The organism is Streptomyces sp. N50 (assembly GCF_033335955.1).
Classification (GTDB): domain Bacteria; phylum Actinomycetota; class Actinomycetes; order Streptomycetales; family Streptomycetaceae; genus Streptomyces.
Genome location: NZ_CP137549.1, coordinates 6,511,178 through 6,525,481 on the forward strand (window position 1 = coordinate 6,511,178; position 14,304 = coordinate 6,525,481).

The 14,304-nt window shown below is 71.6% G+C and carries 13 protein-coding genes; 11 read left to right on the top strand and 2 right to left on the bottom strand.

Translation table 11 applies throughout. The features are described from left to right. Positions 1 to 56 precede the first annotated feature (56 nt). From R2B38_RS29475 to R2B38_RS29485, 3 genes are read left to right on the top strand one after another with little or no spacing between them, the layout of a single operon-like run. Positions 57 to 1,688 carry a streptophobe family protein gene (locus tag R2B38_RS29475; protein ID WP_318018934.1) on the top strand — a complete coding sequence of 544 codons (1,632 nt, stop codon included), beginning with the start codon at positions 57 to 59 and terminating at the stop codon, positions 1,686 to 1,688. Next, positions 1,675 to 2,421, top strand: a complete 747-nt coding sequence (locus R2B38_RS29480; protein WP_318018935.1) for a response regulator transcription factor — start codon at positions 1,675 to 1,677, stop codon at positions 2,419 to 2,421. The genes R2B38_RS29475 and R2B38_RS29480 overlap by 14 nt, the downstream gene beginning before the upstream one ends. Further along, positions 2,418 to 4,004 (top strand): HAMP domain-containing sensor histidine kinase, encoded by a 1,587-nt coding sequence (locus R2B38_RS29485; protein ID WP_318018936.1) that lies wholly within the window; start codon positions 2,418 to 2,420, stop codon positions 4,002 to 4,004. Before R2B38_RS29480 ends, R2B38_RS29485 begins: the two co-directional genes overlap by 4 nt. Positions 4,005 to 4,007: 3 nt before the next feature. Here the strand turns inward: R2B38_RS29485 and R2B38_RS29490 are convergent, their stop codons facing one another. Beyond that, a complete protein-coding gene (locus R2B38_RS29490) occupies positions 4,008 to 4,907 on the bottom strand; it encodes an aminoglycoside phosphotransferase family protein (protein WP_318018937.1) in 900 nt (299 codons plus the stop codon). A 386-nt stretch (positions 4,908 to 5,293) separates the two neighbouring features. Between R2B38_RS29490 and R2B38_RS29495 the strand changes: the two genes are divergently transcribed. Continuing rightward, complete coding sequence (locus tag R2B38_RS29495; RefSeq protein ID WP_033282788.1) at positions 5,294 to 5,650, top strand: PRC-barrel domain-containing protein; 357 nt, start codon at positions 5,294 to 5,296, stop codon at positions 5,648 to 5,650. A gap of 54 nt (positions 5,651 to 5,704) precedes the next feature. Next, positions 5,705 to 5,992: a hypothetical protein gene (locus tag R2B38_RS29500; RefSeq protein ID WP_019060897.1), complete on the top strand. Its 288-nt coding sequence runs from the start codon at positions 5,705 to 5,707 to the stop codon at positions 5,990 to 5,992. Between the two features lie 183 nt (positions 5,993 to 6,175). Here R2B38_RS29500 and R2B38_RS29505 read toward each other — a convergent pair whose 3' ends face one another. After that, positions 6,176 to 7,387, bottom strand: coding sequence for a N(5)-(carboxyethyl)ornithine synthase (locus R2B38_RS29505; protein WP_318018938.1), 1,212 nt, complete (start codon positions 7,385 to 7,387; stop codon positions 6,176 to 6,178). A gap of 240 nt (positions 7,388 to 7,627) precedes the next feature. Here R2B38_RS29505 and R2B38_RS29510 point away from each other — a divergent pair, with 240 nt between their 5' ends. The 6 genes from R2B38_RS29510 to R2B38_RS29535 all read left to right on the top strand — a co-directional run bounded on the left by R2B38_RS29510 (position 7,628) and on the right by R2B38_RS29535 (position 14,274). Next, the gene (locus R2B38_RS29510) at positions 7,628 to 8,119 is read left to right on the top strand and encodes a MarR family winged helix-turn-helix transcriptional regulator (protein WP_318018939.1); all 492 of its coding nucleotides are present in this window, start codon (positions 7,628 to 7,630) and stop codon (positions 8,117 to 8,119) included. Between the two features lie 190 nt (positions 8,120 to 8,309). Beyond that, positions 8,310 to 9,926, top strand: a complete 1,617-nt coding sequence (locus tag R2B38_RS29515; RefSeq protein ID WP_318018940.1) for an MFS transporter — start codon at positions 8,310 to 8,312, stop codon at positions 9,924 to 9,926. A gap of 284 nt (positions 9,927 to 10,210) precedes the next feature. Beyond that, positions 10,211 to 10,366 carry a hypothetical protein gene (locus tag R2B38_RS29520; RefSeq protein WP_318018941.1) on the top strand — a complete coding sequence of 52 codons (156 nt, stop codon included), beginning with the start codon at positions 10,211 to 10,213 and terminating at the stop codon, positions 10,364 to 10,366. Further along, the gene (locus R2B38_RS29525) at positions 10,363 to 11,277 is read left to right on the top strand and encodes an aminoglycoside phosphotransferase family protein (protein WP_318018942.1); all 915 of its coding nucleotides are present in this window, start codon (positions 10,363 to 10,365) and stop codon (positions 11,275 to 11,277) included. The genes R2B38_RS29520 and R2B38_RS29525 overlap by 4 nt, the downstream gene beginning before the upstream one ends. Further along, positions 11,274 to 13,175: an ATP-binding cassette domain-containing protein gene (locus R2B38_RS29530; RefSeq protein WP_318018943.1), complete on the top strand. Its 1,902-nt coding sequence runs from the start codon at positions 11,274 to 11,276 to the stop codon at positions 13,173 to 13,175. The genes R2B38_RS29525 and R2B38_RS29530 overlap by 4 nt, the downstream gene beginning before the upstream one ends. Before the next feature lie 28 nt (positions 13,176 to 13,203). Then, on the top strand, positions 13,204 to 14,274 hold the full coding sequence (locus R2B38_RS29535) for a bifunctional class I SAM-dependent methyltransferase/NUDIX hydrolase (RefSeq protein ID WP_318018944.1): 1,071 nt from the start codon (positions 13,204 to 13,206) through the stop codon (positions 14,272 to 14,274). The last annotated feature ends 30 nt before the right edge of the window (positions 14,275 to 14,304 follow it).

The window sequence follows — 14,304 nt, forward strand, 5'->3', positions numbered from 1 at the left end:
CGCGTACGCCACCTTGTGCGGACGACGTCCCCGAAACGCCCCGGAGGGTTCCCGCGATGACCGCCTCTGTCTCTGTCTCTGCCTCTGCCTCTACGACCGCAAGGTCCCGTCCTGTTTCCCGTCCCGTTTCTGTACCCCTGCCCGACGGCCCGGGAGCCGGCGCCCTCGAAGGAGCCGCGGCCGCGCTGTGCGGGCTCGTCGCGATGGCCGCCGTGGCATGGCTCGCGTTGTGGCTGCTGGGGGCGGGTTCGGCTGGGTCGCTGGGCACGATGGCAATGGCCTTGGCCGCCATGGCGGTTGGTGGCTCGGTGAGTGCGGCCTCCGTCAACTCCGGTGGGAGTACGGGCGGTTCGGGGTCGATGAGTTCGATACTGTCCGGACTCTTCGGCGGCGGTGGTGGCGGCATGAGCCCGTCGATGAGCGGGGCCGCCGACGTCGCGCCGCTCGGGGTGACACTCGTCGGGTCCGTGGTGCTGTGGCTGGTGTTCTCCCGGCGGTTGCGACAACGTCCGTTCACCGCACGGGAGTTGGGTGCGCGAGCCGCCGGTGCCGGAGCGGCGGCACTGGTCGCGTTCGTACTGGTCGCCACCCTCGCGCACGGGACGTTCAGCCTGCCCGCCTCGGCGATGAGCCGCGGGCTCGGCGGCGGGGCGCAGGGTGCCGGGGCGAGCGGCGCCGGCGGTGGCGCGATGGGCGCGCTCGGCGGGATGCTCGGCGGGAGCAGTGGCGGGGCCGCGCAGGACACGACCATGTCCTACGACGTCCACGTCGGCGCGACCGCGCTCGGCGCCCTGGTGTGGGTGGCCGTCGTGCTCGCGCTGGGGTGCCTGGTCAGCCGCCGGGTACGGGTGCCGTTGGGCGGGGCTGTGGACCGGGTGCGGCCGGGCTGGGCGCCGGGTCTCTCCGCGGTCGTACGCACCCTCCTGGTGCTGGTCGTCGTACCGATGGCGTTGGTGACGTTCGTCGGGGTGGTGGTCGGTGGGCGGGTAGGGACCGTGGCCGGTGGGGTGCTGCTGCTCGCGCCGAACGCGCTGGCCGTGCTGCTGACCCTGGGCGTGGGCGCGCCCTGGACCGCCGCGACGCACCCGGTGCAGAGCCAGGGCGGCAACCCGCTCGCCTCGATCATGGGCGCCCTGGGCGGCGGCGGACAGCAGGCCGGCGCGCAGCAGCAGGACCGTACCGAGCACCTCAGGAGTCTGTCGGCGGGCGGCTGGCCCCTGTGGCTCGGGGCGCTCATCGTCACCGCCGTCATCCTCCTGACCTGCGCGTTCGTAGCCGCCCGGAACACGGTCCCCGCACACAGCCGCCCGCTGCATCGCTACGACGGTCCGCTGGCCCGGCAGCTCGGGACGGCCGAGCGTTTCGGGGTCGTCACGGCGGTCGTGCTGGGGTCGGCGGCCTGGCTGGCCGGGGCGTCCGGGCACTTCGGGGTCAGCATGTTCGGGAGTGAAATGGGCGGTACGCGGGCCGAGTTGAGCGGCGGCGTGCTGTGGACGGTGGTGTTCGGGCTGCTCGCCGGAGGCGTGGCCGGTTTCCTGGGGAGCCTGCTGCGCACAGCGGACCTTTACGGAGGAATGACATCCCCCCGCCGTATCCTCGCGCGCAAGTCCCCGTCGGCCGCGTCCTCACACGCCCCGGCGCCGGGAACCGATCCCGGCACCCTGGAGGCACCCCTTGGCAACCGTTGAGCGCGCCGGACCGCACCTCTCCCGGCCCACCACCACGGACGTGAACCTGCTGGTCGTGGACGACGAGCCGACCGTACGGGAGCTGCTGTGCGCGGCGCTGCGGCACGCGGGGTTCACGGTCGCCGCGGCCGCCACCGGGCAGGAGGCGCTGGACGGGGCCCGTGCCGTCTCGCCGGATCTGGTCCTGCTGGACGTGATGCTGCCCGACATGGACGGCTTCGAGGTGATACGGCGGCTGCGGGAGCAGCGGGGCGCGGACTCGCGCGCGGGGCACATCCCGGTCGTGTTCCTCACCGCCCGCGACGCCACGCAGGACAAGATCGAGGGGCTCGTCCTGGGCGGCGACGACTACGTCACCAAGCCCTTCGACCTCCAGGAGCTGATCGCCCGGATCGGCGCGGTGCTGCGCCGCACGAGCGGTGACCCCTCGGCGCTGCTGCGGGTCGCCGATCTCGAACTCGACCCGGAGGGCGTCCAGACGACCCGCGCGGGCGAGCCGATACGGCTCTCGCCGACCGAATTCCGGCTGCTGCACTACCTGATGACCAACGCCGGGCGCACGGTCGGCAAGGCGCAGATCCTCGGGCGGGTGTGGGAGTACGACTTCGGCGGCGACACCGGGATCGTCGACACGTACATCAGCTATCTGCGGCGGAAGCTGGACAACGGCGGACCGAAGCTCATCCACACGGTGCACGGCGTCGGGTACGTCCTGCGCGGGCCGCGAACATGAGCGCCAAGTCGCTTGGGCCGCGTGTCATTTGGGCGCGGGCCTCGCTGCGGAGCCGGGTGCTGCTGATCGCCGTGGTGCTGCTGACGGCCGGGTTCACCGCGTTCAGCCTCGTCACCGGGAACGCGCTGCGGGCGTACATGCGGGACCGCGTCGACGCCCAACTCCGGGCCTCAGCGCAGGTGTTCGCGGCGCTTCCGCCGACCGTGGCGAAGACGGGGGCCGACGGGAAGATGCCCCCGGGACTCACCGACTTCAGTACGGAGGTGCTGGGCAACCCGGTCATCACGTACGTGGACAAGGACGGCGTCGTCGAGAGCAGCATCGACTCGCTCGCCGGGCCTAAACGCACCGATGACGCGTCGGGGCCCGACCTGCCCGGGCTGGACGCGTCCGCCGTAGCCGCCCGCGCGGGCAGGGCGTTCACCACGGCCGGTACCTCGGGCGGCACCCGGTGGCGGTCGATCGCCGTGCCCCGGGTGCCCCGTGTCACGCTGCCGGGCGGTGGTGCCGTGGGCGGTGGCGCGGGCGGCAGCGTGATCGTGTCGGCGTCGATGAGCCAGGTGGACGGCACGGTGGACCGGATGTGGCACATCTACGAGACCACCGGGCTCGGGCTGCTCGTGGTGCTGGGCCTCGCCGGGTGGTTCGCGGTGCGGTCCGGACTGCGCCCGCTGACCCGGATCGAGCAGACGGCGGCCGAGATCGCCGCCGGTGACCTGTCCCGCCGCGTCCCCGAACTGGCGGGCCCGCACACGGAGATGGGCCGGCTCGCCACCGCCCTGAACGGGATGCTCGCCCAGGTGGAGACCGCGTTCGCGGCGCGTGCGGAGTCCGAGGCGCGGATGACCCGTTTCGTCGCCGACGCCAGCCATGAGCTGCGTACCCCGCTGGCCGGGATCAAGGGCCTCACGGATCTGCACCGCATGGGCGCGGTCTCCGACCGGGAGGACATCGACGCCACGATGGCCCGTATCGCGCGGGAGTCGGACCGGCTCGCCCGGCTGGTGGAGGACATGCTGCTGCTGGCCCGCTTCGACGAGCGCGGTCTGGGCACCACCGGCGACTCCGGTCCCGCCCTCGAACTCGCCCCCACCGACCTGCGCACCCTCGCCGCCGACGCCCTGCACGACGTACGGGCCCTGGACTCGACCCGGCCGGTCGCCCTCACCGGCCCCGGTGGCGTCGGCGCCCCCGCCTCGGCTCCCGCCCTGGCCGACGAGGCCCGCCTGCGCCAGGTCGTGACCAACCTCGTCGGCAACGCGGTCGCCCACACCCCGCCCGGCACCGCGATCCGCATCGGGGTGGGCACGGTCGGCGAGGACGCGGTCCTGGAGGTCGCGGACGAGGGGCCGGGACTCACCCCTGCCCAGACCGCCCACATCTTCGAGCGCTTCTACCGCGCCGACACGTCCCGTACGCGTGCCACCGGGGGCGCCGGGCTGGGGCTGGCCATCGTCGACTCCCTGGTGAGTGCGCACGCGGGGCGGGTCGAGATCGACTCGACGCCCGGACGAGGGGCCACCTTCAGGGTCCGGCTCCCGCTTCATTCCGAACTACGGGCGCCGGCCTGCCTGTTGGGGTGACTCTCAGGTGCGGCGTGCCGCGTGCTCGGTGAGGACCTCGGTGAGCTGACGGGTGCTCTGCCGGGCGACGTGGGGTTCGGTGGCCGCGACCCGTGTGTAGGCGTTCAGCGCGGTGGTCAGGGCCCAGCCCATGCCGCGTGTCCAGGTGGCGTCGTCCAGGGCGAGCGCGGTGCGGAAGAGCGGGCGGGTCGTGGCCGACAGCAGGGTGTACGCGATGACCAGATCGCAGGCGGGATCGCCCATGCTCAGGCCGCCGAAGTCGATGACGGCGGAGATACGGCCGTCGACGGTGAGCAGGTTGCCCGCGTGGAAGTCCCCGTGGCACCAGACCGGTTCGCGGTCCCAGGCGGGGGCGTCGAGCGCGCTGTCCCAGACCTCGGTCAGGGCGGCCGTGTCGAAGACGCCGTCCACGGCCTCGATCGCCGCCCGGGTCGATCGGTCGCGGGTGGCCAGTGGGGGACGGGCCAGCTCGGGGTGAGGTCCGGGGGCCAGGACGTCGGCGGCCGGGATGCGCTGCAACGCCCGTAGGAAGTCGGCGAGTTGAGCGGCCGCGAGATGTGGGTCGGCGAGGCCGTCCGCGGTCGCCGTGGTCCCGTCGAGCCAGCGGGTGACGGACCAGTGCCACGCGTAGCCGCGGCCGGGTGTGCCGAGGGCGAGCGGTTCCGGTACGGCCAGGGGGAGTTGGGGTGCGAGATGGGGGAGCCAGGTGTGTTCCTTGACGGCCTCGCCGTCCGCCCAGTCGCTCCGGGGCAGCCGTACGGACATGGTGTCGCCGAGGCGGTGGATGACGTGGTCCGAACCGGCGGGTTCGAGGTGTTTCAGGGGCAGTTGGGCCCACTGCGGGAACTGCGCGGCGAGCAGGCCGCGGACGAGGGCGGGGTCGATGGCGGGGGCCATGGTCATCTCTCTTTCGTGTCCTCCTGGGCGAGGACGACGCCGACCGGCCCACCGGGCGGGTAAGAGGCCTATTTTACCGGGCGAGCCGACCGAACCGGCCCTGCGCGGTCCGGGTGGGCGGTGGCGGCGGGCGGCGGGCGGCGGAAAGGTGCCCGCACGGAGCGCGTCGAGCCGCGGGGCGATCCGGCGCCGATGCGCGAGACGCGCCCTCGTCCGACGGCTCTCCGCTCGGCCCTCCGCTCCGGCCTCCGTGTCCGCAAGCCGTCGCCCCCGATCACTGTGCGCGTCCTGTGGTGGGGACTACGCTGGTGGAGCCGGGTCTGGGCCCGGCCCGGACCCCGGGATACCGCTCCGGATCCCGCTGGTGGACGCGCCGTCCGAAGGAGAAGGTCATGATTCGGTCAGCCGATGTCCGGGAGTGGCGGGAGCGTGACGTCGTGGACGCGGAGTCGCACAAGATCGGGGTGCTGGAGGCGGTGTATGTGGACACCGCCACCGACGAGCCGGCCATGGCGACGGTCCGGGTCGGGCTGCCCACGCGGCATCGGCTGGTCTTCGTGCCGTTGGACGACGCGATCGTGGGGCCGGACTACGTGAAGGTCGGGTATCCCAAGGCCCTGGTGAAGCAGGCCCCCTCGATCGGGACGGACGACGTGCTGCCCGCCGAGCAGGAGGAAGGGATCTTCAAGCACTACGGCCTGCCGTACCAGCCGGGTGCCGGCGGCGAGCGCCAACTGGCCCGCCGCTGACGGCACCGGAACACCGAGAGGTTTCAACTCGGCGTTCCGGGCCACCCGTTGAACATGTCCAGACGCTACGGCGGAAGCCCCGCGGGGACGGTCATCTCCGTCATCGCGGACATCGCGGCACTGATCCTGATCCTGTGGATCGCTCTCTATCTGTTCGACGCCAACACCGCGAACAACTCGGTCGACTGGGTCCACAACGCGGCCGACTGGCTATCGGGCTGGTCGCACAACCTGTTCACCATCCACTCGGCGGACTGGCGGACTGTCGTCAACTACGGCCTGCCCGCCCTCGTCTACCTCTTCATCGGCCACGCGGTGGCCACCGGTGTCAACCGGAGCTAGGGCCTGTCCGGCGGATCAGGTCGCAGGAAAGAAACGGTGACTGACCAGTGCCGGTGAGCGGGGCCTGGCGCGTGCAGCTGCAAGGCGGAGGAGGGAGTCGACGCGGAGCGTCGGCGAGTGACGACAACGCCGCAGATGGGCGCGCCAGGCCCCGCGTCTGCGACAGGATCCGCCGGACAGGCCCTAGACCACCACTGGGCCGTCAACTGCCCTGCCGTCAGGCCGCCTTACCCCATTGCCTTCAGGCCGTAGTGCCTCGGGGCTGTGCGGGTAGGCGGCCGACCGGTGCTGGAAGGAGAGGATCTTCGGGTTCTGGACGACACCGTCCCGGATCTCGATGGCCTTCCGCACGGTGACGTCGTCGTCCCACGCCCCGGGTCCGCTCATGACCGTACGCAGATACGGCAGGAGCGCCTCGCTGATCTCCCAGGTCGCGGAGTTCCACAGGTGGGACGGGCTGTGGTCGACGGCGTAGTAGTGGCAGCCCGGTCCGACCGTGGACATCGGGTTGCCGAAGCCGCTCGGCCGGGCCCAGGCGAAGCCCATGCCCTCGTCGCAGGCCACGTCGATGAAGAAGGTCCCCGGCTGGAACAGCGCGAGTTCCTCGTTGTTGACGAACATCAGCGGCGCGTCGGTGTCCTGCAGAACGCAGTTGACGACGATGTCGAACCCCGCCAGATACTGCGCGAGCGGCACGGGCCCGAGCCCGGTGGCCGCCTGGAGGCGCGTCGGGTCGTCCTCCTGCTCCTCGAAGTGCCCCATCACGACCGACGGCATCGGCGAGGCCACGGCCGCCGCCGCGCGCTGCGTGAGCACCGTGACGTCGGAGACGCCCATCGCGCCCAGGCCCGTGACCGCGCCGCGTGCCGTGGCGCCGAAGCTTATGACCACCGCGCGCAGCCGGCGGCCGTAGCTTCCGGTCAGCCCGCCGAGCTGGAGGGCGTGCAGGACCGAGCAGTAACCGGCCAGCTCGTTGTTCTTGTGGAACACGTGGACGCTGAAGGCGCCCGTGGAGGTCCAGTGGTTCATGGCCTCCCAGGCGATGAGGGTCAGCCGCCGGTCGATACCGATCTGCGTCGTCTTCTCGTCCTGCACGCAGTGCGGCCAGCCCCACAGCACCTGGCCCTCGCGCAGCTCGGCGAGGTCCTCGTGCATGGGCTTGGGCAGCAGCATGATGTCGCACTCCGCGACCAGTCGCTCACGGGATCGGAGTCCGCCGACGAGGGGCCGCAGCGCGTGGTCGGCGATGCCGAACCGCTCGCCGTAGCCCTGTTCGAGGAAGATTCTCTCCCGGATGTCCGGCGCGATCCGCTCCAGGTGGCGCGGGTGCAGGGGCAGACGGAACTCGTTCTCCTTGCGGGAGGAGTGCAGTACTCCGAGACTCATCAGGCTCATGTGGGGCGGCTCATTTCCGGCCGGAACACGAAGCGCTCCGGCGTTGCCGTTCCCCGAGGGCGACGCCGAAACGGCTGACGGCGTGCGAGGTGCGCTCGGTAATGCCACGGTACTCCAGTCCGGAAAGGGCTGGATTCCGCCGACGGGGGCGCTGTGGCGCATCGGACGGCGCCTGCCGGATCACGCTGAGAACGTTGTATCTTCGATGGTGGAGATTGCGACGATCGAAGGAGTCGGCTCATGGTGCGCACCGGTGGCACGGAGCAGTACGGGGTGTTCCCCCGGGAGGACTTCCTCATCGCCGAGCGTCCCGGCTATCTGCTCCACAAGGCGGGGCTGGTGCTGGTGGAGGACGTGGAGAAGGCGCTGGGCGCGGTCGGTATGCGCATCCGCGACTTCTTCGTGCTGGCCGCGCTGGCCGGTGGGCCCGAGCTCTCCCAGCAGGATCTGAGCCGGCTGCTCAACCTCGATCCGACCACGGTCGTGACGGTGATCGACGAGATGGAGCGCACCGCGTACGTGGAGCGCCGCCGCAACCCGGCCGACCGGCGCCGCTACAACCTGATCCTCACCGAGAGCGGCCGCGAGGCCCTCGCGACGGCGGACCGGGTGGCCACGAAGGTCGAGTCGGCGTTCTTCGGCGCCCTCTCCGAGGACGAGCGCGGGGTGCTGCGCAAGATGCTCGGCACGCTGATGGCCGGCCGCTGGCCCGCGTCGGTCTGCGCGGACTGACGTACGCCGTCCGTGAGTTGACGTAGCACAACCTCGAATTCCCGCAAGCCCGTGGTGCCGACCGGTGCCGCGGGCTTCGTCGTGCCCGGCGGCATTGGCTCGCACGTTGACTCACGACTTTCCAATCATCTAGATTTCCATCATCTACAGATCCTAAGGTCCAAGTTCCTGCTGATTGGAAGGTCCCCGCATGTCCGCAGAACGCGCACCGTCTCCCACTAGGTGGTGGACACTCGGGATCGTCGCGTTGGGCTCGTTCATGCTGATGCTCGACCTGAGCGTGGTCTCCATCGCGCTGCCGCAGATCCACAAGAGCCTGGACAGCGGCTTCGCCGACCTCCAGTGGGTGTTCGACGCCTACGCCCTCACCCTGGCGATCTTCCTCGTCGCGGCGGGCTCGCTCGCCGACCGGATCGGCCGCAAGAAGGTCTTCCAGGTCGGCTTCGCCGTCTTCACCGCCGCGTCCCTGGCCTGCGGACTGGCCGACGGGGCAGGGGAGTTGAGCTGGTTCCGGGCCGTCCAGGGGGTGGGCGCGGCCATCATGTTCGCGGTCGGCCCGGCGATGCTCAGCCATGAGTTCCACGGCAAGGAACGGGCCACCGCCTTCACCGCGTTCGGCGCCTCCGTCGGTCTCGCCGTCGCCACCGGACCGCTCATCGGCGGCTCGCTGATCAACGCGCTGTCCTGGCGCTGGATCTTCTACATCAACGTGCCGGTCGGCGTGCTCGCCCTCCTCATCGGCGCGCTGCGCGTCCGCGAGTCCCTCAACACCCGGGCCCACCCCACCGATTGGGCCGGCCTCGGCACCTTCAGCCTCGCGCTCGGCGCCCTGGTGTACGCCACCATCCGCGGCCCGGTGGAGGGTTGGACCAGCGGCAGCACACTCGGCCTCTACGCCGCGAGCGTCCTCTTCCTGGTCGTCTTCGTCGCCATCGAGCGCCGGCTCGGTGAACGCGCCCTGATCGACCCGGAGTTCTTCCGCAGCCCGACCTTCGTCGGCATCTCCCTCGTCGCGATGATCGGCAACGCGGGCGCCCTGCCCTCGGTGTTCTTCGAGACCAGCTACCTGGAGAACATGCTGCACGTCGACGCGTGGGGGACGGGTCTACGGTTCCTGCCGCTGACCGGCGCGATGTTCGTCGCCGGTGCGCTCGGCGGCGGCCTCATCGGCAAGGCCCCCTTCCGGATCCTGCTGGGCGGTTCGACCCTGGTCATGGCCATCGGCATCCTGTGTCTGAACCTGACCGAGGCCGACTCGTCCTGGACCGTGCTCGTCCCGGCGCTGGTCGTCTCCGGCTTCGGCATGGGCGCCTTCAACCCGGCCCGCGCAGCCCTGGCGATCGGGGTCGCCGAACCGGCCAGGTCCGGTGTCGCGTCCGGCATCAACGAGACCTTCCAGCAGGTCGGCATCGCGGTCGGCATCGCCGGCATCGGCGCCTACTTCCAGCACACCGTGACCCAGGACTTCACCTCCTCGGCCGTAGGGAAGCAGCTCGGCGCCGACACCGTGGAGAGCGCCGCCCACGGCATCAGCGCCGGTGGCCTCGACGCCGTCGTCAAGGCCGCCCCGGACGCGCTGCGCGAGAAGGTACTGGCCGCCGGACAGGAGGCGTTCATGAACGCCTTCCACGGAGCGATGACCCTCAGCGCGATCCTCGGCTTCGTCGCCGCGGTCATCGGCTTCACCATGCTCCGCACGAAGGACCTCCACTCCAGCGCCCTGTCGACGATCCCCCCGGACATCGACGAGGACGGCGAGGTCCGCCCCGACGACGCGTCGGACCTCCCGGTCGGCGCCCCGGCCTGACCGCGCCGCGTGGCTGAACAGCCCGCCCGACGCACCGTCCCGGTGGCCGGTCCCCCGCGCCACCGGGACGGTTCAGTGCTGTCCGGCAATCCCTCGATCAGGTGACGGCTCCCGGTACGGCCGATCGAACACCGGATCGTGACCACACCTCCCAGGGGCCCCTAGGGCGGCACCCGCGTCCTCGAACTTTCGTCCGACGGTTCGCCCGTCCGCACCCGTGACGGCATCGTGATCAGGCACGTTCTTCTGGCACCGAGTCACCGCGCCGACCGCAGGAGGTTGCCATGAATCCCGTGCCCGTCCCCGCCCTCGTCCCGCTCGCGTTCGAACATCGCACCCCCACGGCCGCGGTCCCGCTCCCGCCCGCGATGCACGAGGTTGACGCCACGGCCGCCGCCGACGCGGATACGTCACGACGCGCACCGAGGTGGGGGGCATGACCGGAGCGACCACACTGCCGGACCCCGTCCGGGCCTGGGCCGAATCCGTCATCGGCCCCCTCACCTGCCTCGGCGACGCCTCCGCCGCCCACCCCTCGCGCGTGTGGGAGGTGACGACACGACCGGATAGCGGCCGGCGCTTCTGCGTGAAACTCGCCGCCTCCCCCCTCGCCTTCACCCGCGAGACCTTCGCCCACCGGCACGCCGTCTCCTACCTCGGCCCCGGCCGCGCACCCCGCCTCACCGCGACCTCGGCCCAGCACCTCGCCCTGCTCATGACCGCCCTCCCCGGCACCCCGCTGAGCGACCTCAGGGCGACCGGCGCCGCGCTGGAGACCGTCCACCGCAAGGCCGGCGCCCTCGTCGCCCAACTGCACCAGGCCGGAAAACTGACCCCCGCGGCCCGCGAGGAAGCGGCCCAGGCACTGCGCCGCACCGCCGACAGCGCCGAGCGGAGCGTCCACGCGGCCGGGGACCAAATGACGCCCGCGGAAAGGGAGTTCGTGCTGGCCCGCGCCGCCGAACTCCGCACCGTGGGGCGGGTCCCGCTCGGCTACATCCACGGCCACGTCGACGAGCACACCCTGCGGTGGTCCGGCACCCGGGAACCCCTCGCGCTGATCGCCTTCGAGCGGGCCCGGTTCGCCCCCGTCGTCCAGGACTTCGTCCCGCTGGCCTGCGGACCCTGGGCCGGACAACCCCGCCTGAGAACCGCCTTCTTCACCGGCTACGGCCGCCGCCTCATCCCGGAGGAGAAGCGCGCCCTGCTCTGCCTGACCGCCCTGCACACGGCCGGCGGTCGTGCGGCTGGCGCGGGAGCCGTCGGGGGAGGCTGCCGTATGACTCAGCTCGAACACCACCTGCCCGAACGGCAGTTGACGCCCCGCCGTGCCGAAAGCACGGCCCGATGAGCGCCGGGACGACCGGCCGGGCACCGCTGCCCGGGACCGCCATGCGCGTGCCGCCACCCCAGCCCGCCGAGATCCGCTACGAGGGCCGACACGCCCAGAACCCGCTGGCCGAGGCCGAGTTCGGGAAACTCTGCGCGCGGCTGCCCTCGGTACTCGCGCAGACCGCGCGGATGGCGTGGGCCATCGACCGGTCCGCAGTCCTCCTCCTGGCCGGCTGCCAACTGGCCGTCGGCGCCGCCGCCGTGGTGCTGCTGCTGTCCACCGCGCGGGTGATGCGCTCGGTGCTGGCCGCCGGGCCCGTGAGCGACCGGCTGCATCAGGCGCTGCCCGCGCTGCTGGTCATCGCCGTCGCGGCGGCGGTCGGCCGGGTCGCGAGCGCGTTGTCCTCGTACGCGGACGGGCGGATCACCCCGCGGCTGACCACGGCGGCGGACAGCTCCCTGGTCGAGGCAGTCTGCCGGGTGGAGGCCGCCGCGCGGGCCGAGGACGGGTTCGCGGACCGGCAGGAGGCCGCGGAGATGGGGGTGATCCGGGGCCATGTGATGGTGCAGGACGCCACGCGCTTCACCGCCGCCGTGGTCCGGATGGTCAGCGCGAGCGGGGTGCTGTCCGTGCTGCACCCCTTGATGCTGCCCCTGCTGCTGCTCGCGGTCGTGCCCGCCGGTGTGGGCGCGATCCTGCACGCGAAGGTCCAGTACGAGACGCACTACGCCAACATCGGCGACCGCAACGTCCGCCAGAACATGCGGGGTTGGGTGACCAGCCCGAAGTTCTCCGACGAGATCCGCGCCAACGGCATGGTCCCCTACCTCGGCTTCTGGCACCGGACGATCTCCGAACGCATCGACCGCCGGGTCCTGGACGTGGCGCCGCGGATGCTGCGGATCGTGCTGGCCAGTTCGGCGATCGGCGGTGTCTTCCTCATCGCGACCTGGGCCGCGCTCGCCTGGCTGGCCGCCACCGGCCGCGTCGAACCCGCCATCGCCGCCACGGCGGTCGTCGCCGTCCAGTCCACCCTCGCCGCGCTCGGCCAACTCGTCATCTACGGCGCCGCGATGTTCCACACCGCCCTCTACCTCGCCGACCTGGAGGGCTTCCTCGCCTTCGCCGACGAACGCGCCCCGAGGCGAGGGGAGTTGGGGCCGGGTCAACCGGTCGAGGAGATCCGGCTCGACGAGGCCGTCTACTGCTACCCGGGCAAGGAGATCCCGTCGGTGGCCGGGGTCTCGCTGACCGTGCGGCGCGGGGAGATCCTCGCCGTGGTCGGCGAGAACGGTTCCGGGAAGTCCACGCTGACCCGGCTCCTCGCGGGCATCTTCCTCGCCGACAAGGGCACGGTCAGCTGGAACGGGCACGACCTCGCGGGTCTCGCCCCGGACACGCTCTGGGAGTTGTCGGGACTGGTGCCGCAGAACTTCGCCCAGTGGCCCCTCAACGTCCGCGACAACGTCACCCTCGGCCAGCCCCGGACGCAGGACGACCTGTTGGTCTGGGAGGCGCTGGACGCCGTAGGACTGCGGGAGTCGGTGGAGGAACTCCCGTACGGGCTGGACACGTTGCTGGCCCGCGAGCTGTGGGGCGGTACCGAACTGTCCGGCGGGCAGTGGCAGCGGCTGGCCTGTGCGCGGGCCCTGTACCGGCAGCCGGACCTGCTGATCCTGGACGAGCCGACCAGTCAGATGGACGCGCGCGGTGAACACGCCATCCTCGAACAGATCAAGGCGATCGCCGCCCGCCGGATGACGATCGTGGTCACCCATCAACTGGTCAACACGAAGATCGCCGACCGGGTCGTGGTCATGCGGCACGGTCGCATCGTCGAACAGGGTACGTACGACGAACTCGCCCATGGCGGCGGCCTGTTCGCCGAACTCCTCGCCCTCTCGAACGACCGCTGACCGATCACCACCTCGCAGGGAGAACCCCGTGACCGACGCATGGGACGCGCACTACGCCGACGGCAACACCTTCAGCCCGCTCCGTGACTCCGAACGCGCGCTGCTCGCCGAGCACGCGCCGGCCCCCGAGGGTGGCGGATACGCCCTGGACGTCGGCTGCGGGCTGGGTGAACTCGCCCGTCATCTGGCCGAGTCGGGGTACGAGGTCGACGCCGTCGACTTCGAGCCCGCCGCCCTCGCCCGTGCTCGCGCCGAAGACCAGCCCGCCGCCGCCAACTCGGCCGTGAACCACCACCTGTTGGACATCGAGCGCGACAGCCTCGACGCCCTGCCGCATCCCGCCTACGACCTGATCACCTTCCGTCTCAGCTGGGCCTTCGTGCACGACCGCACCCGGGTGATGAACCGGCCGCGGGAGCGGCTGCGACCCGGTGGTGTCGTCTGTGTCATCACGCCCGTCGCGGAGGAGGCAGGAGACGGCAGGCGCTCCATCTCCCTGGACGACGAGGAGATCCGTGCGCTGTGCGGGAGTTGGGCGGTGGCCGGGCGGTTCGACGCGGACGGGCTCGCGTTCGTCGTCCTGCGTGATCCCGTTCCCGGGGCCGTCACCTGCGCGGGCAAGAAGCGGCCCTCGCCGCACGCCCTCACCGGCGCCGGTGTCGTCGTGACGGACCCGGCGGGGCGGATCCTGCTGGGCTGGTCGGTGCGCGGGGTGTGGGAGTTGCCCGGTGGCAAGAACGACCCCGGCGAGGGCTTTCTGGAGGCGGGCGTAAGGGAGTTGGAGGAGGAGACAGGCCTGAAGGCGGACCCGATCCCGGGCGGCGCGCGGCTGTTGGCCCTGCTGATGGACTCCACGCACGGGATGCCCCGGCTGACGGGAGCCGTCCGGATCACCTCGTGGACCGGTCAACCGACCGTCACCGAACCGCAGTTGATCCACCGCTGGGAGTGGCACGAGGTCGCCGATCTGCCCACCCTGGCCCAGCCGCTGTTCACACCGAGCGCGCATGTCATCGACACGGTCTGGCCGGGGTTGCTGCCCGGCCTGCCACCGGTCCACCGTTACCCGGTGGCCACGACAGCCGCCGTCACTTCATAGCGGCGGCGGCCGTCCGGACCGTAGAGCGGC

What these genes read in the sequence shown, in the direction of transcription:
- R2B38_RS29475 (WP_318018934.1), top strand. Translation starts at nt 57, where the DNA reads ATGACCGCCTCTGTCTCTGTCTCTGCCTCTGCCTCTACGACCGCAAGG.
- R2B38_RS29485 (WP_318018936.1), top strand. Translation starts at nt 2,418, where the DNA reads ATGAGCGCCAAGTCGCTTGGGCCGCGTGTCATTTGGGCGCGGGCCTCG.
- R2B38_RS29490 (WP_318018937.1), bottom strand. Translation starts at nt 4,907, where the DNA reads ATGACCATGGCCCCCGCCATCGACCCCGCCCTCGTCCGCGGCCTGCTC.
- R2B38_RS29495 (WP_033282788.1), top strand. Translation starts at nt 5,294, where the DNA reads ATGATTCGGTCAGCCGATGTCCGGGAGTGGCGGGAGCGTGACGTCGTG.
- R2B38_RS29500 (WP_019060897.1), top strand. Translation starts at nt 5,705, where the DNA reads ATGTCCAGACGCTACGGCGGAAGCCCCGCGGGGACGGTCATCTCCGTC.
- R2B38_RS29505 (WP_318018938.1), bottom strand. Translation starts at nt 7,387, where the DNA reads ATGAGCCTGATGAGTCTCGGAGTACTGCACTCCTCCCGCAAGGAGAAC.
- R2B38_RS29510 (WP_318018939.1), top strand. Translation starts at nt 7,628, where the DNA reads ATGGTGCGCACCGGTGGCACGGAGCAGTACGGGGTGTTCCCCCGGGAG.
- R2B38_RS29515 (WP_318018940.1), top strand. Translation starts at nt 8,310, where the DNA reads ATGTCCGCAGAACGCGCACCGTCTCCCACTAGGTGGTGGACACTCGGG.
- R2B38_RS29520 (WP_318018941.1), top strand. Translation starts at nt 10,211, where the DNA reads ATGAATCCCGTGCCCGTCCCCGCCCTCGTCCCGCTCGCGTTCGAACAT.
- R2B38_RS29525 (WP_318018942.1), top strand. Translation starts at nt 10,363, where the DNA reads ATGACCGGAGCGACCACACTGCCGGACCCCGTCCGGGCCTGGGCCGAA.
- R2B38_RS29530 (WP_318018943.1), top strand. Translation starts at nt 11,274, where the DNA reads ATGAGCGCCGGGACGACCGGCCGGGCACCGCTGCCCGGGACCGCCATG.